Below are 22,123 nucleotides of genomic sequence, written 5' to 3'. Positions count from 1 at the left end.
GCGAAAATTTGCACGAGAAACGTTTATCTAGGTATGATTAATAAACGAAATGTCTCGATTAATTTTGCGCTAAAAATTTATTCCGCACCGCAGACTTTATTACGCCCACTGTTTTTGGCTTTATACAAGGCTTGATCGGCTCGATTCAACAACTCATCACTGGATTCGTTAAAATCATAGGTAGCTACCCCCGCTGAAACAGTTAGTTTTAACTTTGCATTTTGGTTTTTAACTTTTAGGCGATTATCTTCTATTTTTTGGCGTAAATTATTAGCGACATTAATCGCATTCTCATAGTTAGTATTAGGCAATAAAACCACAAACTCTTCACCACCAATCCTAGCAACCGCATCTTTCCCTTTTGTTTCTTCATTGAGTTGTTTGGCTAAATAGCGCAAAACACTATCCCCAATCAAATGACCAAATTCATCGTTAATAAATTTAAAGAAATCAATATCCAAAATAATAATTGAAAAAGGGGTGTTTTTTAAATCCGCTTCATTCATCATGCAAGCAATAATTTCATTAAAGCCACGTCGGTTTGGAATATTAGTTAATGCATCTGTCTTAGCCTCATTACGAGCATGTTGCAATTCATTTTTAAGTTGAGTAATTTCAAGAGAAGAGTCTTCAACTTGTTTTTTTAAGCTGTCATTGGCGTTAAAGAAATTCTGTAAAGTAGGTAAAATCTTGTTGTTAACTTGTTCAGCAACATGAGTTGGAAGCTTTTCTTGGCTAAGGAGTGTTATTTCCGAAGTCAAAATCTTTTCATTAATTTTGCTTTGATGAAGCCAAGAGGATATTTCTTCTAAAAGGGTGTTTAGAATGCTTTCAACTTCTTCTGGTGGTAGTCCGTTATAGATATATTGAGTTAAAAAACCAATAAAAAGTTCTTCAGCTTTGCTGTTGTTTAACGTGTTGGTATTGATGGCATCTTGAATTGAATTTGCCAGGTCAGGATCAATTTGACTCACCACTTCATACATTAGCGTGAAGTAAATAGGAGTGGCTGGGAGTGCTAGTTGCTTAATTTCCTTAAGCGCTTTTTCAGCCATTACTTTAGAGTCAAGTTTGCTCGAATTATTGGCTCGATATCTGTTAACTAGTTTTTTAAAAGCATCTGTTTGCATAATTACTAATCGATTAAGTGAAATACTTGTCCATTCTTTAATTTTTTACGTTTAATTGCAAGGCTTTTAAAGCCAGATGAGCTGTTTTGGTTAATTATGCACAAAAAAAGCCAAGTTAAACTAGTAGTAGAATAACTTGGCTTCTGAGTTTACTAACGTTGTATTTTATTAACAGTGAGATTCTTGAAACGTTCTCATATTAAAAAATGTAAGTTCTTAAAGGGTTAGTCACGTTTTACAGTTTCATGTAAAAGACAAGTCTGAACACCTAAAAGCGTGTAAAGAGGGCACCATTTTAAAAGTCCAGTAGCTAAGGGAATAACACCAATATAAGCCCACGCCCCAGTTGTACCAGTATAAGCAAGTGCAATTAAAGCTAATCCTAAAATAATACGAATAATTCTGTCTAATGTTCCTACGTTCATAATATGCTCCAGAGTTTTTAATATAGCTTTTGCTTCTTTTAAAGAGCGAAGCTGGTTGTTTTAATCATTTTTAATTATTTTTATTATAATGAATGAAATAGAATCTAGAAATAGTATCTATTCAGTCTCTATTTCAGACTGATGACCTAAAATATAAGTCTCACTTTAATATTATTGATAATAACAACGTTCATTGTCAATCATAGTTGCTTATCATGTTAGTCGGCTAAATAAAGTCATAGATGCAAGACTAACTCATATATATAAGACATAAAAGGTAAATACATGTCAGAAGACAAGAGTAAACTTCCTGGCGAGGCATATTCAGATAATATAAGAGCGCGTTTCTGGATTACCGGTAAACATGCTGGGTATATTGGAATAGGTCGAATTGAACTGCTGGAAAAAATTGAAAAGCATGGTTCTATGAGTCAAGCAGCAAAAAGTATGGGAATGTCATATAAAAAAGCCTGGAAGTTGATTGATGAATTAAATGCGATGTATGACGAACCCTTAATTGTAAAAGCACAAGGCGGAAAATCAGGCGGTGGGAGTGTGTTAACCCCAAAAGGAAAAGCGTTAATAAAGGAATTTAGGGTAGTAGAGCAACAGTTAGTGTTAGTTTTACAACAAATGAGTAAACTGTTTGATTAACTTTGGTGCTTTAAATTGAAAATTTTGGTGCAGAAAGAAGCTTTAAAAAAACGGTGCTAATTATTTTTTTTAATAAAGTGTTGAAAATTAAGTATTAATTCAATTATGGCATTTAACTGGTTAAGTAAAATGCGAAACTAAATTTACTTAAATCATTTCTTTGGAGAGAAAAATGAAAAAAACTTTAAAACTAAAAACTTTAGCGCTTTCATTGGCAATTGCTGGCGCAGCTTCAGTAGCGATGGTTCCAGCAGTAGCGCAAGCGGGTGTTTCGGCTAACGCTGGTTTGGTCTCAACATACGTGTTCCGCGGTGCATTGCAAACAACAACGGAGAAACCAACCGCTTCTGCAGGGCTTGATTATGAACATGATTCAGGTTTCTATATTGGTACATGGGGTTCTTCATTGGAAGATTCCTCTAGTCTTGAGTACGACCTTTATGGAGGTTGGGGTGGTGAATTTTCTGGAGTAAGCGTTGGTTTAGGTGCCACAGGTTATTACTATACTGATAGTAATGCTGATACTTATGAAGAGTTTAACGCTTCATTGGGTTATGGTCCTATCTCTATTGCGTATGATAATGGTACAACAGGTGTTAAGGGTGGATCAGATACTTGGTATACTCACAAAGCAATTTCTGGAACATATGCTGGTTTTACTGGAACTTATGGTGTTAACGAGGCTGAAGCTGATAAAAATATGCCTTATTTGCAATTAGATTATGGCTTTGAAGTCGCTAAAGGGTTTGATGGAACTGTCTCATATATTAAAGCAATGGATGATGATAGTACTGTAGATGATAAGGATTACTTGATTCTTGGCGTTACAAAATCTTTTGATATTATGTAATTTAGTAAATTACAAAAAAATTAGTTAAAGCCTTAAAAGCCAGTTGGTTATAAATCAACTGGCTTTTTTGCTTTTTTAGATTTAGTTTTAATGTGCGAAGGTACCAGGCCTGGTAATTAGTTAAATAATAAATAGAATTTATTTATAATTAGATTTGAAAGTAAGGTAAAAAACTAATATAATCACGCGTCTTGTTAATCCTTCCCCCTTATTGCCCGTTAAACAGTAAGTTGATTTGGTTTAACAAACTTAAAATTGTTAAACCAAATCTTGGATTTGGATTATTTAGAGGTTAATAAATTTGACCTCATGAAACTTAGGAACAAATTATGAAAACATTTGTTGCAAAACCAGCTGAAATTAAACGCGACTGGTATATTGTAGATGCAGAAAACAAGACTATGGGTCGTTTAGCTGCAGAAATCGCTCTACGTTTACGTGGAAAGCACAAGCCTGAATATACTCCGCATGCAGATTGTGGTGACTATATTGTTGTTATCAATGCTGAGAAAGTAGCGGTCACAGGTAAAAAGCGTACAGACAAAATGTATCACCACCATACGGGTTATATTGGTAGCTTAAAATCAACTAACTTTGAAAAGTTAAATGAAAAAGCTCCTGGTCGCCCATTAGAGTTTGCTGTTAAAGGAATGTTGCCAAAAGGACCATTAGGTCGTGCAATGTTTAAAAAGCTAAAAGTATATGCTGGAACTGATCATCCACATACTGCTCAGCAACCAACTACTCTAGACGTGTAATAAAGGAATATTAAAATGGCAACAGAACAATACTACGGAACAGGTCGTCGTAAAAGCTCAGTAGCTCGCGTATTCCTAAAAGCGGGTTCAGGTAAGATGACAGTAAACGGTCGTGATATTAACGAGTACTTTGCTCGTGAAACAGACTTAATGGTAATTAACCAGCCTCTAGAAGCAACGGCTAGCCTAGAACAGTTTGATGCAAACATCACTGTTGCAGGTGGTGGTACAACGGGTCAAGCTGGCGCAGTACGTCACGGACTTTCTCGTGCACTAGTTGCATATGAAGAGGGTAACCGTTCAGCACTTCGTGAACGTGGGTTACTAACTCGTGATGCTCGCCAAGTTGAGCGTAAAAAAGTTGGTCTACGCAAAGCACGTCGTCGTCCACAGTTCTCAAAACGTTAATATTTATATATTACAATTTGAAAACAAAAAAACCCGCACGAGAATTTCTTCTGCGGGTTTTTTTATAGCTTGAATTTTTGATTGACCATGAAGACACGAAGGCACGAAGATTTTCAAGCGATAAGGAATGAGGCCTTGCTGGATGTGGTTTTAGTTTGATTAGTCATAGCTCTATATGTCATTTAGTTAGAGCTTTTGTCTTTTATTTGTCATCTCGTATGTCTTCTGCAAAAAAAACACAGATTAAAACAGTCATTGCGAGCAAAGTGAAGCAATCCATGGTCAAAGTCTATTTACATAATTAAAAGGTATTAAGAATCTAATGATCAACAAAACACCAGGCCTGGCACTAGTGTCCGGAATAATATTTCAGTACCACAATTCATATACCAGCCTCCCATAGCGGAAGTTGGTATTTCTTAAACTCTTCCCGTTGTTGTTTTCGCCTAAAGTATTCACTCTGCTGAATAGGTCTTTCAAACAACCCATGAGCAAGCCGCCAAAACGTTACTCTCAACGGTTCTGCTGACTTATTTTTCATCTGTTCAAGCTTAATCAATAGATACACAATAAGGGCTGATAGCACTTGGATACGAACAGCATTACTGTTTTGGCCAATGAAGCTTTTGATTTTGAGGTGTTGTTTAATCCATTTAAAAAATAATTCAATTTGCCAGCGTTGCTTGTATAGATGGGCAATCTCTTGAGCTGAACGCTCGAAGTCATTGGTAATCAATACCAATTCACCTTTATTATCGTCACGTTTGACAACAACACGGCGCATCTGGAATTGACCAAGACGTTTTTTCTGGCTTGAACCACTAAACTCAATGCATTGGTCTTCAAGAATATGAGGGGCTTTTTCATCGAGTTCGTAGGATTGTATGACGGTAATTGCCGCTCTTTTTTTCAAACGACAGACCAGCTTGATTTTTTGGTCATTGAGCTTTTTCCACCAGAGGTAGTCTAAGTACCCTTTATCCATCACATAGGTTGAACCTGGTTCTAAATTCCACTCTCGTGCTTGAGTAATATCAGGAATATTGGCCTGTGTGATTTCAAAACAAACAGGGACTTGGTTGGATAGTTCTAGTTGCATATGCAGCTTAAAGCCTGTGACTCGAGAACCTTGTACTGCCCAGTCAAAACCTTTACCGAGCAGTTGAATTGGAGAAGAGTCTATTAGATAGGTAAAAGCGTGGAGTTCTTTTCGTAATTGTCGATTCACACCAGCCATGAGTTGTTGGCAAAGTGCTTGGTAGACATCAGCAGAGCGTTTACGGTTTGCTTCAGATAATGTGCTGCGTTTCAGCTCTTTTACGCCTAAGTGGTAGTGGTGAGAGGATTGGGCGTTAAACCCTTCAACCAACTGGCGTAATGATTTAGTGCCACTAAGTTGTGCGTACATCATCGCGACTAATTGATTCCAGCTACTAAACCCTTTGGCGTGTTTATCGGTTTGATATTGATGAACAAGTGATTGAAAAGTGGTACGAATGGGTTTTAAAAATTGGGCAAATCGGGTAGAGTTAAACATAGCCGTAATCTCATTGTTTTTGAAGTCTATTTCGTGGTGGAAATACTTCTATCCTAGGAGTTACGGCTTTTTTGTCAAGGCTTTTAATATTTATTCCGGACACTAGTGCCAGGCCTGGTAATAATTAAAACCTACTTTGCTTTGTATGTTTATAAGTAAATACGCTGAATTAAGACTAAAAGGGTACCGACCCACTGCTGTCCCACTTAATTTCTCACCAAGCCTAAACTCATTTGGGGCCTCAAGTTTTCTACATTAGGTGGTGGCTTCAAAAGTTCTATTAACGGCCTTCTAATAAATAGATTCATTTGTAGTAATCTTAAAATCTGCTGAAAACTCTTTTTCGATCCTGATTGAAACTTAAGAAAAGCGATAATCAAATAAACACATAATGCGGCCATGATTTGAGTCATTACCGCATTTTTAGAGTTACCTAAAAAAGCTTTGATTTTTAGATTTTGTTTGATCCATTTAAAGAAGAGTTCTACCTGCCAACGCTCTTTATATATATCTGCAATTGTCTGAGCTGACCAGTTCATTTGATTGGTAATAAACTGATAATCTTTTTGCGTGACGGGGTCGTAATAATTCACTAAGCGAATAGCGGGTAAGTTTTCTCTAAGGGATTTCTGTCCAGTGTATTCAATGATCTGATCAGAAATAATGTTTAAGTTTTTTGTCGTCGGTAACGTTTTTACAACTTTATACTTTGCATTGCCTCGGATTCTTGTTACCCATACCAACCCTTTTGAACTCAAGGCTTTGTGCCAGCTGAAGTTGTTATAACCTTTGTCAAAAACGAGTACACTTCCCTTTGGAAACTTCCATAAATCAACTTGTTTCATTTCAGACTCTTTGGCTCCTGTTAAGGATGCAAAAGCTGGGATAAGGCCATCATGATCAAGTCCAATATGCAGTTTCATGGCTGATTTTTTCTTATTGTAATCCGCCCATGGAAAAAGCTTCATGGAAAGATCAATAAGAGAACCATCCAACGAGAATAGCTTTGATTTGAATCTGAAATTATGTTTTGGTGAGTGCTGAGAGCATTGTTTGTAAAGCTTAGAAAACAAGTCAGAATAGAACTGATAATCTAGCTTTTCATTGGCTCGACTGAATGTCGTGCGTTTTATTTTTTGGCTGCCTAAATGATATTGCTGTTGGGGTTGTGACTCTATTGTGGCTTCAATATCTCGAAGGCTATGGCGTGCACCTATCTGGCCAATCGCCAAGGCTGCAAATTGAGACCAGCGACTTAAAGCGTCACTTCGTCTTTTCCCATCATGAATGCTTGAAAGCTTTTCAAATTCAAGTCTCGGAAACATTTTTAAGACTTGTGATAATACTGTATTATGAAAGCTCATAGTCTGAATCCTCTGTTATTACATATGTTTGGTGGTACTTACATTGTAACAATCTGTATGGATTCAGGCTTTTTCATTTTAGCTAAGTGGGACAGCAGTGGTACCGACCCCTTTAAGCTATATTTTAAGTGTTGCACTTTGGAATTGAATTCACCACGTCATTCCCTGGCTTGACCAGGGAATCTTATGCAGCAAATCAAGATTGTCGAGTCAAGTCTAGCAATAAAGAATAAACAAGAGGCGAGCCTGGTAACTTAAAAACTTCGTGCCTTCGTGCCTTCGTGTCTTCGTGCCTTCGTGCCTTCGTGCCTTCGTGTCTTCGTGGTTAATCAGTTTTTAAAGCTATGAATGTTGCAAAAAAACAACACAGTAAATCTTTGTGGTTTTTTTTATAACTTGGGGTTGCGCATAAAACTTTTATTCCATATAGTGCATCTCAAGCCTGCAAAGCGTAGGCAGTTTTAACTAATTTAAGGATTTTCAAATGAAAAAGAATATTATCGCTCTAGCAGTTGCTTCTGCTATCGCTGCTCCAGTTGCTATGGCTGACGCTCCAGTTGTTTACGGTCAAATTAACGTTGCTATTGACTCACTTTCTGGTGATCAGACAGTTGTAGATACTTCTGCAAATAAACTACAGCCAGAAGGTATGAAAACTACTGATCGTGATTCACGTTTTGGTATTAAAGGTTCTGAAGACCTAGGTAACGGACTGAAAGCTGTTTATAAAATGGAATTCGGTGTAAAAGTTGGTGATTCTTTAGGTAAAGGTTCTGATTCAACTTTCTCTGGTCGTAACGCTTATGTTGGTTTAGCTGGTGGTTTTGGTACAGTTTTAGTAGGTCGTCATGATTCTCCATTTAAAATGTCTAAGCCAAAAGATTTATTTGGTGATTCAACTTATGCGGATATCGCTAAAACAACAATGACTGGTAAGCTAGGTGCTAAGGGTAAAGCTGGTGAAAACCGTTTTGACGATGTTGTTGCTTATGTCTCTCCTTCTTTTGCAGGTATTAAATTAGTTGTTGCTGGTGTTGGTGCAGAAGACGGTACTTCTGACTCAAATTTGTCTAACGCTTACTCAGCTGCTGCAATGTATGGTTCAAAGAAAAAAGGTCTATACTTAGCGGCTGCAGTTGATCACGCTGATAATACTTACATGGGAAGTGCTACACAGGAATGGGATCATACTCGTCTTTCTGCGCAATATGCTACTGGTGGTTTAATTGCTACGGGTATTTGGCAAGATTTCAATGCTAAAACTGCTGACGGTAAAGAAGGTACTAATATTCAAGTCGGTCTTGGCTACAAAATGGGTAAATTCATGCCTAAAGTTAAGTACTCTACAACTGACTTCAAAACATCTTCATATCAAGATGGTTCAGCTTATGCTCTAGGTCTTAACTATGCATTAGGTAAGAAAACTACTGCATACGTAGAATATGCAAACTCTGATAAAGATATGCAAACAGCTGCTTTTACAAATAGCAAAGGTGATACTACTGGCGGAACTCCGGATTCAGTTAGTGCATTATCTGTTGGTATGGTTCACAAGTTCTAATCAACCGCTGTCGTAAGACAGTTTGATTAAACTTTGTATCAAAACCCCGTCTATTTAAATAAATAGGCGGGGTTTTTTTATATCCCCTTAAAGGGGTCAGTACCCTTTAATTGTTTAAATATCCTAATGGGGTATAATGAAAGAGTTAATAAAGTTAAGGTTGTGATTGTGCCCAGAAAGCCAAGGTTTTTTTTGCCTGATATTCCTATCCACGCGATTGTTAGAGGGAATGACAGAAAAGCTATATTTGTTGATGATGCAGATAAGTCCGCTTATTTAGAAATCGCTAAAGAAGCCTCACAGTCTTTGCAGGTTTTAATACATGCTTATGTTCTAATGGATAATCATGTTCATTGGTTAATTAGTAGTGCTGTCCCTGAAAATTTATCTAAATTTATGCAGTATTTAGGTAGAAAATATGTGCCTTATTTCAATCATAAATACGACAAGACGGGTACTCTTTGGGAGGGACGCTTTAAATCGAGTTTAATTAATACAGATAAATATTTATTGCGTTGTTATCAGTATATAGAAATCAATCCAGTTAGGGCAGACATGGTGACTCATCCTGAGGATTATGAATGGTCAAGTTATCGAACCAACGCATTGGCTGAGCCTAGTTCTATAATAACTTTGCATCCCGTTATAACAGAATTAGGTGAAACAAGACAGCAGCAGGCTGATGTCTATAGTGAAGGGTTTAAGGAAAATATAGAAAGTCAGCTAGTTGATGAAATTCGTAATGCTGTGCAAACTGGAACTCCATTAGGAGGTAAAGGTTTTAGGGAACAAGTTGAGGTTTTGTTAGGTGTTAAGGTTGGGTATGCAAGTCGTGGGCGACCTAAAGTTACAAAAGATGTAATTGATGATAATTGATTGTTAAAGGCAATAAGGGTACTGACCCACTGCTGTCCCACTTAATTTCTCACCAAGCCTAAACTCATTTGGGGCCTCAAGTTTTCTACATTAGGTGGTGGCTTCAAAAGTTCTATTAACGGCCTTCTAATAAATAGATTCATTTGTAGTAATCTTAAAATCTGCTGAAAACTCTTTTTCGATCCTGATTGAAACTTAAGAAAAGCGATAATCAAATAAACACATAATGCGGCCATGAATTTGAGTCATTACCGCATTTTTAGAGTTACCTAAAAAAGCTTTGATTTTTAGATTTTGTTTGATCCATTTAAAGAAGAGTTCTACCTGCCAACGCTCTTTATATATATCTGCAATTGTCTGAGCTGACCAGTTCATTTGATTGGTAATAAACTGATAATCTTTTTGCGTGACGGGGTCGTAATAATTCACTAAGCGAATAGCGGGTAAGTTTTCTCTAAGGGATTTCTGTCCAGTGTATTCAATGATCTGATCAGAAATAATGTTTAAGTTTTTTGTCGTCGGTAACGTTTTTACAACTTTATACTTTGCATTGCCTCGGATTCTTGTTACCCATACCAACCCTTTTGAACTCAAGGCTTTGTGCCAGCTGAAGTTGTTATAACCTTTGTCAAAAACGAGTACACTTCCCTTTGGAAACTTCCATAAATCAACTTGTTTCATTTCAGACTCTTTGGCTCCTGTTAAGGATGCAAAAGCTGGGATAAGGCCATCATGATCAAGTCCAATATGCAGTTTCATGGCTGATTTTTTCTTATTGTAATCCGCCCATGGAAAAAGCTTCATGGAAAGATCAATAAGAGAACCATCCAACGAGAATAGCTTTGATTTGAATCTGAAATTATGTTTTGGTGAGTGCTGAGAGCATTGTTTGTAAAGCTTAGAAAACAAGTCAGAATAGAACTGATAATCTAGCTTTTCATTGGCTCGACTGAATGTCGTGCGTTTTATTTTTTGGCTGCCTAAATGATATTGCTGTTGGGGTTGTGACTCTATTGTGGCTTCAATATCTCGAAGGCTATGGCGTGCACCTATCTGGCCAATCGCCAAGGCTGCAAATTGAGACCAGCGACTTAAAGCGTCACTTCGTCTTTTCCCATCATGAATGCTTGAAAGCTTTTCAAATTCAAGTCTCGGAAACATTTTTAAGACTTGTGATAATACTGTATTATGAAAGCTCATAGTCTGAATCCTCTGTTATTACATATGTTTGGTGGTACTTACATTGTAACAATCTGTATGGATTCAGGCTTTTTCATTTTAGCTAAGTGGGACAGCAGTGGTACTGACCCCTTTTAGGGAGAATGATGAAAAAGAGAGAATGCCAGCCTTGTACGGCTTGTTGTGATGGTTGGGTGCAAATAAAGGTTAAGGGTTGTGAAGCATACCCTGGTAAGCCTTGCCCTCATAGTACAGGTTCGGGTTGTGATGATTATTTGAACAGGCCTGTTAATCCTTGTCAAACCTTTGAGTGTGCTTGGGTTAAAGAGGGTTCAAAACTGCCGGGTAATTTTAGGCCTGATAAGTCGGGTGCTTTGGTGATTGATTCTGCTTTTTTTTGGCAGGGTTTGCCTGTTGATGTGGCGGTGCCAGTTGGGCGAGAGATACCGCAAAAAACTTTAAAATGGTTAATGAATTACGCTGAGAAAAATATGCGACCACTGGTGTATCAACAACAAGATCCAGACTCTAAAGAAATACAGAAAAATCCTTTAACCTTAGCGTATGGTCCGCCTGCATTTCAGGATTGGGTGTTAGAGCAAAATGAATTAGGTAACTTGTTGTGGTAAAACACATTTTTATGAAGCCATTAAATATAAATTTCATGTATTAAGTGAATTTCTTTTATAATTAAAGATATAAATGAAATTTTGTTTGAGATGGTTGTACGAATAAATTTAGTTAACACTGTCTGATTGTTTTTTAAAACTTGTTGATGGCTAGTTGTTATCATTGTTTGCTGCTTGAATAAGGCAATTTTCACCACAATTTTGTTCTGTAATCGACTTGTGTAAATGTGTCATAAAATAAGTTTGGATATATAGGGTTAATTGGTATTAATGTTAATTTAGTTTTTTGTATTTTACTTTTGACTTTATTTATTATCTTCTGGCTTGTACATAACCCTCTCAAAATAAGTATTAGATTAAATTAGGCTGTTAAACAATGCATACAGGTAAAGAAAAACAACAAGGCTTTATTATCCTAATGGGTATGCTCGCGCTTGTGCTTGGAGCGGCGGTTTGGTTTGGTACTTTGGGTAATTTACGTTCGAATACGATGTCAATTTCGCATGAGGATAAAAATATTGCGGAATTAAATAGAATTAAAGACAGAATGTTAGCTTACGCTGTTTTGCATCCGGAAATATATTCTGATGCAACCAATATTCCTGGGCCAGGTTATTTTCCGTGTCCTGACGTTGATGGCGATGGGAATTCTGATACAAGTTGTGATGTGGATGGAGCGGGGATAAATCGATTATTTGTTTTAGGTAAAGTACCTTATAAGATTGGAACTAGGTACTTTACTTTTTTAGATTCAAAGTTGGATAATAGTAAGTTTTGGTATGCTGTAGATTCTAGATTTGTTAATTCTAGTGCTCGTTTTGCAACATCAATATCTCAAAGATATTCGACTTTAAATATAAATATTGCAAATGTAATGAAAGATGCAGGTTCTAGTGATGTCTTTCCAATGACCTTAGATGGCAAGGAAGATATCGTTATGGTGCTTTTTTATTCAGGTGAACCCCTAAGCGGACAAACAAGACCAAGTAATGTTTATTCAAATTATTTGGAACAACCAACAGTGTCTGAAGGTTATACTATTGATTTTAGGTCTGTGGGTGCAGGCAGTTCTGTTTTTAATGATTATGTGATTGCGATTACTCGTTCTGAATGGCAAAGTGCTATTCTTTCTAGAGTTACTATCGATAAAGCCCCAGAGGATGGTATTCCAGACTTATGTGTTGACTTGGCGGACACTGACATCAGTTGGTTTAACGAGTGCAAATATACAGGGGCAAATATTCCGCCTTTTACTGACAGTCCATTTCCTGCAACTTGTCCAAACACTACTGTAATAGCTGAAGAGAATATTACTGGTCAAAATTGGCGATCAATAATATGCCCATAGAATTGTAGGACGAAAAAGTTTATGAAGTTTAATAAACATTATAAAGTTTATAAAGGTTTTACTCTCTTAGAGGTCTCTATTGCGCTTGCCATTGTTGCCTTCCTGTCTTACACCATTACTTTAGGTGTTAAGGCGACACATGATTTTGATAGGTATGCCGAGAATAAACAACTTTTAGACAATGTAAGAACGTCTTTACTGATGTTTGCCCAGTCAAATGGTTACTTACCTTGTCCGGATTCAGATGCTACTCCTGATGGCGTTGAAAACAGAACTGGGAACGTATGCAATGATAAAAATGGTTTCTTGCCTTATCAGATGCTAGGTGTTGATTCCAATGATGCTTGGGATCAACCATTGCATTATACGATTAATGAAAGAGCAGATGTCTCTGGTGTTCAGCAGATAGATTTACCAGCAGAATCTGCATCCTTTTTTAATAATACCGCCGCTCCGGTTTTTAACACTCTAACTAAACCAGTTGGTTTAACAAGTGGAGCTGGTAATATTTCAGTATGTGGAGAAGACGTTATAACTTCTTGTACTTCTTCCACTGCAGATGCTGATGTTATCGAATTGAAAGCCATCGCTATTGTAGTCAGTTTTGGTAAAAATGGGACAGATACGTGGGCTAAAGTAGCATCAGGGTCTACGGCTGTTGCTTTGTTAGACGCGGCTGAAGAAGAAAACGCTGATGACGATAATTATTTTTGGCAGGCTAGTGGCAGTAATGTTAGCGGTCAAGAGTTTGATGATCAAATGGTATGGATAACAGGCTATGATGTTAAGTATGCCTTGTTAAGATCTGATCGCGGACTTAAGTAAAAGGAGGTTCCCATGCCTGGTAAGTGTCGAAAAAACAAAAAATATATTACTTCACAATCAAACAATAAAGTAAAAGGCTTTTCTTTATTAGAGTTAACGATTGTTTTAGGAATCGTGGGGGTGCTTGGTGCAGGTTCTGTATTGGTTTATTCTGAACAGGCAACTCATGCAAAATGGCAAGAGAGTCAGCAGAAGCTAAAAGTGGCTAAAAAAGCAATTTTAAAGTTTGCAGAAGTTAATAAGTATATGCCTTGTCCTGATACCAATGGAACGGGAGCTGACTTTAGAACGACGGCTAAGGGAAAGATACCAGCCATACCTGCCACACCGGCTACACCAGCGGTTCCAAAAACAACGACGGCACCAACTATTCCCGCTATTCCATCCACGGGGGCTCAACCGGCGATTCCTAATATTGATGTTTCTACTTGTACAGCTAATAGCGGTACGGTTCCTTATGATGCGATTGGCTTAAGTAAATCTGATGTACAAGATAGCTGGGGTAATTTATTTGTTTACGCTGTAGATCAAGGCGTGACGGTTGCAGACGAAATGTTGCGTTGCCCAGCAGCAACCGCTTGCTTTTTTAATGGAGATTCTAAGCCAGTTTTGCCCGCAGGAAAAATTTTTCCTGGTTCCGTTTTACCTGCCTTTGATTTAACTACAGAGCCTTTAAAAGGTGCGTTGGGAGCAAATAACCTAAGAATATGTGCAGATTCAGCATGTTCAACGGTGGAGTCGGAAGGGTTAGTTGCTGTGTTGCTAGCGCTAAATGAAAATGGACAAGTTACCTCGGGTTTAGATGCCTCTGAAGCAGAGAACCAAGATGGTGATAAGGATTTTGTTAATGACAGTTACTCAGAAGCTCCGTATTACGATGATTTAATTTTAGGGATATCGGCTAATGAAATTAAAACTCGACATGAGGATGAGGCTGTTGAAGTTGCTAGTGGAGGTAGTTCGAGCGGTCCCACAATAAAAACGGGTCAAAATATAATTAATGCAGGTGATGGAACTGCAATCGGCGCAGTAGGTGATAATAATTCTAGAAGTACCAATGTAACAACGGATGTTTATACACAAAACTTTGATTTTGGCTCAAGCCACGCTGGTAAAAAGGTTGTACTTGAATTAGATACCCTATCAAGAGGAACGTGGGATCAGCCAAACAATGCTTCGGATACAACCTATGCAGATAATGCTGGAATATACGCTAATGGTGATAAGCTTGAAACGATTAAGTATGATTCGGCTGATGCGACTAGTATAGATGGAACAAATTTGTTTTATGATCCTGCTGACAGTGGTAGTTATAAGAACATGGTTTATTGGGAAGATTCGTGGGATTACGTTGTTGACTTAGACTCTAATGGAGAGGTTTCTGTAGATTTTACAGTTTCTACAACTGGTACGGATGAAGTGGTTGATTTTTCTAATATCCAATTAACTTTGTATGACACTCCACCTGAAATCCCCAGCTTTCCAAGTGTTTCACCCATCGCAGGTGTGACAGAGTCTGAGGGATTAGAGTGATGGTGTTAGTTAGAAAACAGCAAGGCTTTTCTTTAATTGAATTGGTCATTGTTCTTGGGATTCTAGGTCTAGTTTTTACCGGGGGGCTAACGGGTATTAGTTCTTTTCAACATTCATCCAATACTAAAGAGAGCCAAAATAATTTAGCATTTATTAAAAAGCAAACGCTTAACTTTGGTGTCATTAACAAGTTTTTACCGTGTCCAGATACGGATGGTGATGGTTTTGAAAATAGAACTACGCAAACAGGTACGTTAGGTTCTGTTGAACGATGTACAGCAAATTTAGGTGGCGTGCCTTATCTTGATTTAGGTTTACAAGAATCTGATGCAAATGATGGTTGGAGCAATGCAATTCGTTATGCGGTAAACACTGACACCACTAATGCAAACCTCATTTGTGATAAGACAAGTGCGGCAAGTATGTTTTGTAATTCGGGTTCGTCAATGGGGATATTTTGGTTTACGGCAACAGATACCCCTCCATTTGCTGCAGATAGAGGGACAGGGAATTATTACATCTGTAATGATAGTGCAACTTCTTGTTCTGGTACGCCATCCGATTCTAATCTAGAAAGTGACTCAGCAGCGGTGGTACTGGTTGCTTATAACGAAGATGGTGCAACCACCTTAGCATCTTGTGGTTCTGCTACGGGTGCTAATGCTGAAAATTGTGATACCGATGCTTATTATCACCAAAAAACTTTGTCAGTAGCAGAGGGTGCTTTTTTTGATGATGTCATTACCAGTATTAGTGGTTATGAGGTTAAATCTAAATTGCTATCAGGTGTTATTGCTTGGAATAGTTATACTTCGTCAAGCTCAACAAGTGGGTTGACTCCAACGGTGGAAATATTTGATGTTACACAGGCTGAAATTGATGCCGGTAATGTCCCTACGTCAAATAGTAATAGTCCAGACGTGATTTTGGTTAATCGTGATGTTTCTGCAGATTTAGATCTTCAAAATGGAGATGATTATATTGCGATAGGTAATAATTTAAATTCTGGCGCAACCTTAGATGCGGGTAATGGGGATGATGCTGTTTATATTGTTGGTTCTGCATTAGGTACAGTTTCATTAGGAAGTGGTGATGATCAATTTGTTTTGGGTACAGATTTAACTAATGTTCTTGATGCTGGTAGTGGTAACGATAAAATTTGGATACAAGGTAATATTAATTCCGGTTCAACTCTTAATTTGGGGTCTGATAACGATGTTTTATGGGTGGGTAATACAGCGGATTCTACATCAGGAAATATTAAAGAAATAATCGATGGTGGTTCAGGAACCGATATCTTAGTGTTAGAAAATTTTGCCAGTGCAACAGCATGGACAACTTCATCTTCTTATTTATCCACAAACATTACAAACATTGAGTACGTTATTTTTGCTGATGATAGCTATGGGAATAGACAATATTGTCAGTGGGGTGGAAGTGGTACAGATGCTTGCCCATAATTTGATTACAGTTGACTTTTATGTCTGATATCCATCACAAAATTTTACTTATTGACGACGACCCAGCATTACGCAGTATGCTGGGTTTTTCTTTGGAATTGGCTGGTTATAAGGTTGTAGAGGCGGGTTCTAGAGTTGAGGCAATAAAAGCCTTATCGAGTGCAGAGTATCAAGTGGTTGTGCTTGATATGGGTATGCCGCCTCATGAATTTTCGCCTCAAGAAGGTTTAGCGGTTTTAGACTGGTTAAAGTCTAGACAATCTTTAGCTAAGGTATTGGTTTTAACTGGGCAAGATGCACAAGCAACCTCTTATTTAGCTTTAAAAAATGGTGCGTTTGATTTTTTAGAAAAACCCATTTCATCGGAGCTGCTTTTAAGTGCCGTTAAGCGAGCTTGTTTGTTTTATGAGCAAGCGTCTAAGCTTAAACAAGACGAGGGCGTTCAGCAGCTACAAGTAGAGGTTACCTTGGGCGATGGTGTTAAAGCCATTCGCAATCAGGCTGAAGAAAAATTGATCAGGCAGGTATTAGCTGACACGCAATTTAATGTTCATGAAGCGGCCAGAAGGTTAGGTCTAAAGCGTGAAAATGTTTACTACTTAATTAAAAAATACGGTTTACAGCGCTAAGTGGATTTTATTACCTTAAAAGAGAGTCTTGATTTAACCGAGTTTGTATCGGAAGACATTAAATTAGTACTTCTGCATTGGGGTTGGCTAATATTAGTAATCCTTGGTATTTTAATGATTGGCTTTGTTTATTATTTAAGATATAAATCTAAGCGTCTTGGTTACGCACTTTCTCAATTATATTCCCTTAATCAAGAAGTTGAACAAGATGCTTTGAGTTTTTTCAACCAGGCCTGGTCAATTTTGGAATGCGCGGGGTGCTTGCAGTTACAAGCTAATGTGGAATGGTTTGGAGAGGTTCGCCAGGTTTTACGAGGTGGGCAAAATGCCAAAAAGGGGCGAAAGGTTAGTTTTGACGTTTCACGTGACGATATGAGTTTTCAAGGCGACCTGTTTTTAAGCCGAAGAGCGGCTGAGCCAGAAAGTCTGTCTAATTTAGTAATTAAAACCTTTTTAAATATCTTAGAGCAAGATTTAGTGCTTAAAGAGGCCGAGATATTAACCTCTCAAAAACGATTAGAACGTTATCAAATGTTTGTGCAACATGAAATAAAAAATATTGCGCAGTTTATTCAATTATTTAGTGAGCAGGTTAAGCAAGCGACTCAACCGCAATCCAAAATAATGTTAATCGATCGATTGTCTGAGAGCTTGCCAATTATGGCTAAAAGAGCTCGTAAAACCATTCAACATATGCAACAGCCACTTTCTGAAAAAAATGAACGCAGTTATATAAACCTGCGAATCTTAATGCAAGAAGTGGTCGCAATGTATGGTTTAAATGCAGAGATTCACGGTGCTTCTAATGTCAAATTATCTAGGACACTGTTAATAGAAGTGTTTAAAAATATATTAGGTAACTTTAGTGACCATCCCTCATCAAAAGAACCTGTAAAGATATTGATTGGCAATCCAAATGTGGATGGGAAGGTACAAATAAAAATAATTGGTCAGCTTTACGGGCTAGAAAACGAAATGGTATCAGAACGACTATTTGAACCCTTTTGGACAACCAGTGAGAGCGGTATGGGCTTAGGGTTGTTTTTAGCCAGAGAGCTACTCAAGCAGATTAATGGGCAAATTAACTTTGAACAATCCAATAAAGAATTCAGTTTTTTGGTTCAACTACCTGGGCAAAATGCCTAGTAACCAAAATGCTATTGCTCATGCTTAATAGACAAGCTGCTAAAAATGCCCACGTTATTATCCAGTTTAAAAGGCTAGCGACTCAAAACCCTCCTCATTATTCAATTTAAAAGGCTAGTAACTAAAAACTATCGTCATTATCCAATTCAAAAGGCTAGTGACTCAAAATCAACGTCATTATCCAGCTTGACTGGATAATCTCTGTTTGCCATATCAGATTCCCTGGTCAAGCCAGGGAATGACGTGGTGAGATTGTTTCTTGTTTACCTGGCCTGGTTGTTTGCTTTAGAAAAATGAATTTGGTTATTTTACTGATTGAGGCCTGTGACAAAAAACATCGTCGTTATCCAGTTTAAAAGGCTAGTGACTCAAAAACCATTGTCATTATCCAGCTTGACTGGATAATCTTTTATGGCCATATAAGATTCCCTGGTCAAGCCAGGGAGTGCCGGTTGAGATGTTTTAATGATTGCCATACCCCGAAAGGGATAGTAAAGGACTAGTTGTTAGCTTTAGAAAAATGAATGTGGTTATTATTCTGATTGAGGCCTGTGACAAAAAACATCGTCGTTATCCAGCTTAAAAGGCTAGTAACTCAAAATCAACGTCATTATTCAACTTGACTGGATAATCTCTGTTTGCCATATTAAGATTCCCAGGTCAAGCTAGGGAATGACGAGGTTTGGTGTTTTATGATTCAAAAACCCTAAAAGAGGGGATAATGGCATGGTTGGTTTTTATTTAGGGGGTTTGCAAGCAAAACAATTAAATTGCATGTATTTATAGTTAAAAGAGGGGGAGTAAAAAACTTTTACTCTTTTTTTTATTTTTAGGCTCTGTATTATGGAACCTACACAGAACGTGTAACGTTTATTTTAAAAAAGGAAGATACTTATGCAAGTTAACACTTTAGAACAACAAAAAGGTTTCACATTAGTTGAAATCGCAATCGTATTAGTTATTATCGGTTTACTTTTAGGTGGTGTACTTAAGGGTCAGGAATTAATTACTAACTCAAAAATTAAATCCGTAACCCAAGATTTTGATGGTATTCAAGCGGCATACTATGCTTATCAAGATCGTCTTGGCTCAGTTCCTGGTGATGGTGATGGTGATGGTAAAATTGATTCAGGTGCGACAGGTGAGCAACTTTTTTGGGATCAATTAAGAACCCAAGGTTTTGTTAAAGGCGCTTCTGCTTCAACACACCCAACGCATGCATTAGATGGTACTTTCTCTGTTGATTTCAGTAGTACATTTAACAAGAATGAAGTATGTGCTACGAATATTGACGGTGCCGTAGCTCAAGGAATGGATACTAAAATGGATGATGGTGTATATAATAAAGGTATTTTTAGAACCACTTCTGCTTATGCAGCTGGTACTCCAATAACAGTATGTAGAGAGCTTTAATTCTTTATTAAAGTTATCTTGGTGATAAAGCCCGCTTTTTAGCGGGCTTTTTTATTGGTTATAATTATGAATATGCTATCTGCCTTTAAAAAAAAACGTTATCATTATTTTATAGGGTTATTTTTATTTAGCTACCTATATTCTCAACCCAATATGGGTGGGGTAGGTTGGCTTGTACCTTCAAATATTGCCCTTTGGTTTTCTTCTACTATAGTGGTGGTATTGGCCGCATTTAAAGTATGGCAAACCCAAAAAATAAATTATTCTTTGTTTAATACCTTACTTGGTTTATTGTTATTAGGTATTTACGGTTTTGGTATTATTAGAAGCCATTTAGATTATCAAGAGCTGTTGTTTTACTTTTTACTTTTACTCAATGTCTGGTTGTTTTTTTTGGCCTTATTTCAGTTTTTATTAACCGTTAAAATCTTTAATAAATTGCTTTTTTTTATTGTGGTTTTAGGCGTTTTACAAGCTGCAATTGGATTAATTCAGTATTTTGACCATCAACAGATTTTTTATATTCTTTTTGGCTATGAGCCCTTTGCCATAAATGGTCGGCCTACAGGCTCTTTTCAACAAGTTAATATGATGTCTTCCTTCTTGGCGGTTTCATTATTGGCTGTCTTATATTTAATAACCATTAAATCTAAAGTTTTGGTTACGTCTAAAACCCGATTTTTTCTATTATTTTTGTCAATGTTTATATTTACAGTCTTTTTCTTAACGGAGTCAAGGGCTGGTTTGGTTGCATTAATAGGCGGTTTGGTCACTTTTTTAATAGTAAACTTTAGAGTGATAAAACCCAGGTTTGGCTATTTTCTTGTTTGGTTATTAATTGCTGGTTTAACGGCATTGTTAACCTCTCTTATTTTGCAATATACAGTAGTAGATTCAACTGCCGTAAGTTCAACCGTTTTAAGCAAATTTGAAAGAGTGGCTGCGGGCAATGATGTGCGTATGGATTTGTATATCTCAGCTATTAAGCTCTTTATGCAGTCACCTTTTTTAGGTTACGGTATCGGTAATTATGATCCAGTGATGGTGCAATTTTATAGTCATTTAACTCCATCACCTGAATTGAAAGCTATTTTAGGTAATATAACTCACCCGCATAATGAACTGCTGTTTTGGATGCTGCAATCAGGTGTAATCACATTAATTTTAGTAATTGCTTTTATCTACTTTTATATTAAAGGCTTGTTCAATAATAAGCGTAAAATTATTGCATTATTTTTACTAATACCTATTGTGATTCATTCCCAATTGTCTTTTCCGTTTATTTTATCAAGCTTACATTTATTTCTATTTCTCATTCTTTTGGCTTTTGGAAGCACGAGAGTTAAAAGCTATTCATTCCACGTTGATAAATCAAAAGTGATAAAAATTAGCTTATTGCCAATTATTATTGGGTATTTTTCACTTACAAGTCTATTAGCTTATTCTATGTTTAACTCAATTGAAGAGATTTATTATTATCAGAAAAGACTTTTCTTACATAAGCAGTCTGAGTATGCTGGAAAAGAGTCAAATGGTTATTTTTACTTTGCTTCTAAAAATCCTTTAACTCGACCTTTTATACGTCAAGAAATGAACCGAATGTTTGATAAAGCGATTGAACAAGGTAATAAATATGATATAAACCAATATGTTTTATGGTCTGAGAAAAATGCTTATTCAGAAGATGTAGATAAAGAAAGATTATTAAAAGCACTAACGTTAGGAAAGTTAAATAACAATGCTGCAAACAAGTAATATTTTGAATGTAAAAAGAAGTAAAGGCTTTACATTAGTAGAATTATCAATAGTTTTATTGATTATTTCATTATTAGTTGGGGGTGCTTTTAAAGCCGTAGCAATGGTTGAAAATGCCAAAGTAAACCGTTTAATAAATGATTTACAATCATTTCAAACCGCATATTATGGCTATTATAGTCGGCTTGGTGATTATCCCGGCAATGGTACTGCGTTTGATCAGTTTATTGATTATGATGCTGTTGGTGTGGATGATGGTACTTTTTTTCAGGATTTGTTTGATCAAGGTTTTATAAAAAACCCTAAACCTGTTTCATCATTAGTGGATTCTGGAATTTATTTTGCAACGTTTTTACCAACCAGTGGTTCAGTTGGGTTGTTGACAGGTACTATTTTGGGTAAAAACCAAGTATGTATTACATTGTTAAAAAAAGATAACGCTAGACAGTTTGATATTTCTCTTGACGATGGTGCATGGAATACGGGTACTATCCGTTCTGATTCTGACTTTGATACTGCCCAAACTCATACTATGTGTTTACAAATTTAATTTTTATTTGATTTTTAACCATCTTTATAAAAAGTACATTTTGTAACAAGTCCTCTATTGGTGGCTAGTAAGATTCCCTGGACAAGCCAGGGA

The 22,123-nt window shown here is 36.9% G+C and carries 21 protein-coding genes and 1 pseudogene; 17 read left to right on the top strand and 5 right to left on the bottom strand.

The window, feature by feature from the left end; all coding sequences use genetic code 11:
• Nucleotides 1-77 precede the first annotated feature (77 nt).
• Nucleotides 78-1,130, bottom strand: a complete 1,053-nt coding sequence (locus tag BS34_RS0108950) for a GGDEF domain-containing protein (protein ID WP_029408181.1) — start codon at nucleotides 1,128-1,130, stop codon at nucleotides 78-80.
• 224 nt (nucleotides 1,131-1,354) lie between these two features.
• Nucleotides 1,355-1,555, bottom strand: coding sequence for a YgaP family membrane protein (locus tag BS34_RS0108945; RefSeq protein WP_029408180.1), 201 nt, complete (start codon nucleotides 1,553-1,555; stop codon nucleotides 1,355-1,357).
• Nucleotides 1,556-1,840: 285 nt separating this feature from the next.
• On the opposite strand from BS34_RS0108945, the gene BS34_RS0108940 reads away from it, so the two are divergent.
• From BS34_RS0108940 to rpsI, 4 genes are all read left to right on the top strand, one after another.
• Nucleotides 1,841-2,209 (top strand): winged helix-turn-helix domain-containing protein, encoded by a 369-nt coding sequence (locus tag BS34_RS0108940; RefSeq protein WP_029408179.1) that lies wholly within the window; start codon nucleotides 1,841-1,843, stop codon nucleotides 2,207-2,209.
• Between the two features lie 172 nt (nucleotides 2,210-2,381).
• A complete protein-coding gene (locus BS34_RS0108935) occupies nucleotides 2,382-3,059 on the top strand; it encodes a TorF family putative porin (RefSeq protein ID WP_029408178.1) in 678 nt (225 codons plus the stop codon).
• Between the two features lie 329 nt (nucleotides 3,060-3,388).
• Nucleotides 3,389-3,817 (top strand): 50S ribosomal protein L13, encoded by a 429-nt coding sequence (rplM, locus tag BS34_RS0108930; protein WP_029408177.1) that lies wholly within the window; start codon nucleotides 3,389-3,391, stop codon nucleotides 3,815-3,817.
• Between the two features lie 15 nt (nucleotides 3,818-3,832).
• Nucleotides 3,833-4,225, top strand: coding sequence for a 30S ribosomal protein S9 (rpsI, locus tag BS34_RS0108925; protein WP_029408176.1), 393 nt, complete (start codon nucleotides 3,833-3,835; stop codon nucleotides 4,223-4,225).
• 382 nt (nucleotides 4,226-4,607) lie between these two features.
• Here rpsI and BS34_RS0108920 read toward each other — a convergent pair whose 3' ends face one another.
• Together BS34_RS0108920 and BS34_RS0108915 are read right to left on the bottom strand one after the other, a co-directional pair.
• Nucleotides 4,608-5,762: an IS4 family transposase gene (locus BS34_RS0108920; protein WP_051640592.1), complete on the bottom strand. Its 1,155-nt coding sequence runs from the start codon at nucleotides 5,760-5,762 to the stop codon at nucleotides 4,608-4,610.
• Nucleotides 5,763-5,968: 206 nt separating this feature from the next.
• A complete protein-coding gene (locus BS34_RS0108915) occupies nucleotides 5,969-7,126 on the bottom strand; it encodes an IS4 family transposase (protein WP_029408175.1) in 1,158 nt (385 codons plus the stop codon).
• 484 nt (nucleotides 7,127-7,610) lie between these two features.
• Between BS34_RS0108915 and BS34_RS0108910 the strand changes: the two genes are divergently transcribed.
• Nucleotides 7,611-8,687 carry a porin gene (locus tag BS34_RS0108910; RefSeq protein ID WP_051640767.1) on the top strand — a complete coding sequence of 359 codons (1,077 nt, stop codon included), beginning with the start codon at nucleotides 7,611-7,613 and terminating at the stop codon, nucleotides 8,685-8,687.
• A 192-nt stretch (nucleotides 8,688-8,879) separates the two neighbouring features.
• The gene (locus tag BS34_RS0108905) at nucleotides 8,880-9,563 is read left to right on the top strand and encodes a transposase (protein WP_158660997.1); all 684 of its coding nucleotides are present in this window, start codon (nucleotides 8,880-8,882) and stop codon (nucleotides 9,561-9,563) included.
• A 195-nt stretch (nucleotides 9,564-9,758) separates the two neighbouring features.
• Here BS34_RS0108905 and BS34_RS12320 read toward each other — a convergent pair whose 3' ends face one another.
• A complete protein-coding gene (locus tag BS34_RS12320; RefSeq protein ID WP_051640615.1) occupies nucleotides 9,759-10,763 on the bottom strand; it encodes an IS4 family transposase in 1,005 nt (334 codons plus the stop codon).
• Between the two features lie 125 nt (nucleotides 10,764-10,888).
• On the opposite strand from BS34_RS12320, the gene BS34_RS0108895 reads away from it, so the two are divergent.
• The 11 genes and pseudogenes from BS34_RS0108895 (at nucleotide 10,889) to BS34_RS12640 (ending at nucleotide 22,030) form a co-directional block, all read left to right on the top strand.
• Nucleotides 10,889-11,371 (top strand): hypothetical protein, encoded by a 483-nt coding sequence (locus BS34_RS0108895; RefSeq protein WP_038126334.1) that lies wholly within the window; start codon nucleotides 10,889-10,891, stop codon nucleotides 11,369-11,371.
• Nucleotides 11,372-11,747: 376 nt separating this feature from the next.
• The gene (locus BS34_RS0108890) at nucleotides 11,748-12,719 is read left to right on the top strand and encodes a hypothetical protein (RefSeq protein ID WP_029408171.1); all 972 of its coding nucleotides are present in this window, start codon (nucleotides 11,748-11,750) and stop codon (nucleotides 12,717-12,719) included.
• 21 nt (nucleotides 12,720-12,740) lie between these two features.
• Nucleotides 12,741-12,824, top strand: a pseudogene (locus BS34_RS13230) (type II secretion system protein); the annotation flags it as partial.
• Between the two features lie 96 nt (nucleotides 12,825-12,920).
• On the top strand, nucleotides 12,921-13,544 hold the full coding sequence (locus BS34_RS0108885) for a hypothetical protein (RefSeq protein ID WP_233993179.1): 624 nt from the start codon (nucleotides 12,921-12,923) through the stop codon (nucleotides 13,542-13,544).
• Nucleotides 13,545-13,556: 12 nt separating this feature from the next.
• Entirely contained in the window at nucleotides 13,557-15,077 is a 1,521-nt protein-coding gene (locus tag BS34_RS12315) for a type II secretion system protein (protein WP_038126332.1), read from the top strand.
• Nucleotides 15,077-16,537, top strand: coding sequence for a type II secretion system protein (locus BS34_RS12310; protein WP_038126330.1), 1,461 nt, complete (start codon nucleotides 15,077-15,079; stop codon nucleotides 16,535-16,537). The genes BS34_RS12315 and BS34_RS12310 overlap by 1 nt, the downstream gene beginning before the upstream one ends.
• Before the next feature lie 20 nt (nucleotides 16,538-16,557).
• Nucleotides 16,558-17,166, top strand: a complete 609-nt coding sequence (locus BS34_RS0108870; RefSeq protein ID WP_029408169.1) for a response regulator — start codon at nucleotides 16,558-16,560, stop codon at nucleotides 17,164-17,166.
• Nucleotides 17,167-18,312, top strand: a complete 1,146-nt coding sequence (locus BS34_RS0108865; protein WP_029408168.1) for a sensor histidine kinase — start codon at nucleotides 17,167-17,169, stop codon at nucleotides 18,310-18,312. It begins immediately after the preceding gene.
• 894 nt (nucleotides 18,313-19,206) lie between these two features.
• Complete coding sequence (locus BS34_RS0108860) at nucleotides 19,207-19,725, top strand: prepilin-type N-terminal cleavage/methylation domain-containing protein (protein ID WP_051640766.1); 519 nt, start codon at nucleotides 19,207-19,209, stop codon at nucleotides 19,723-19,725.
• Nucleotides 19,726-20,178: 453 nt separating this feature from the next.
• Nucleotides 20,179-21,480: an O-antigen ligase family protein gene (locus BS34_RS0108855; protein ID WP_158660996.1), complete on the top strand. Its 1,302-nt coding sequence runs from the start codon at nucleotides 20,179-20,181 to the stop codon at nucleotides 21,478-21,480.
• Complete coding sequence (locus BS34_RS12640) at nucleotides 21,464-22,030, top strand: type II secretion system protein (protein ID WP_029408165.1); 567 nt, start codon at nucleotides 21,464-21,466, stop codon at nucleotides 22,028-22,030. Before BS34_RS0108855 ends, BS34_RS12640 begins: the two co-directional genes overlap by 17 nt.
• Nucleotides 22,031-22,123 lie beyond the last annotated feature (93 nt).

The organism is Thiomicrorhabdus sp. Milos-T2, from assembly GCF_000702325.1.
In the GTDB taxonomy this organism is placed as follows: Bacteria; Pseudomonadota; Gammaproteobacteria; order Thiomicrospirales; family Thiomicrospiraceae; genus Thiomicrorhabdus.
This window is presented reverse-complemented; position numbering and strand designations above follow the sequence as displayed.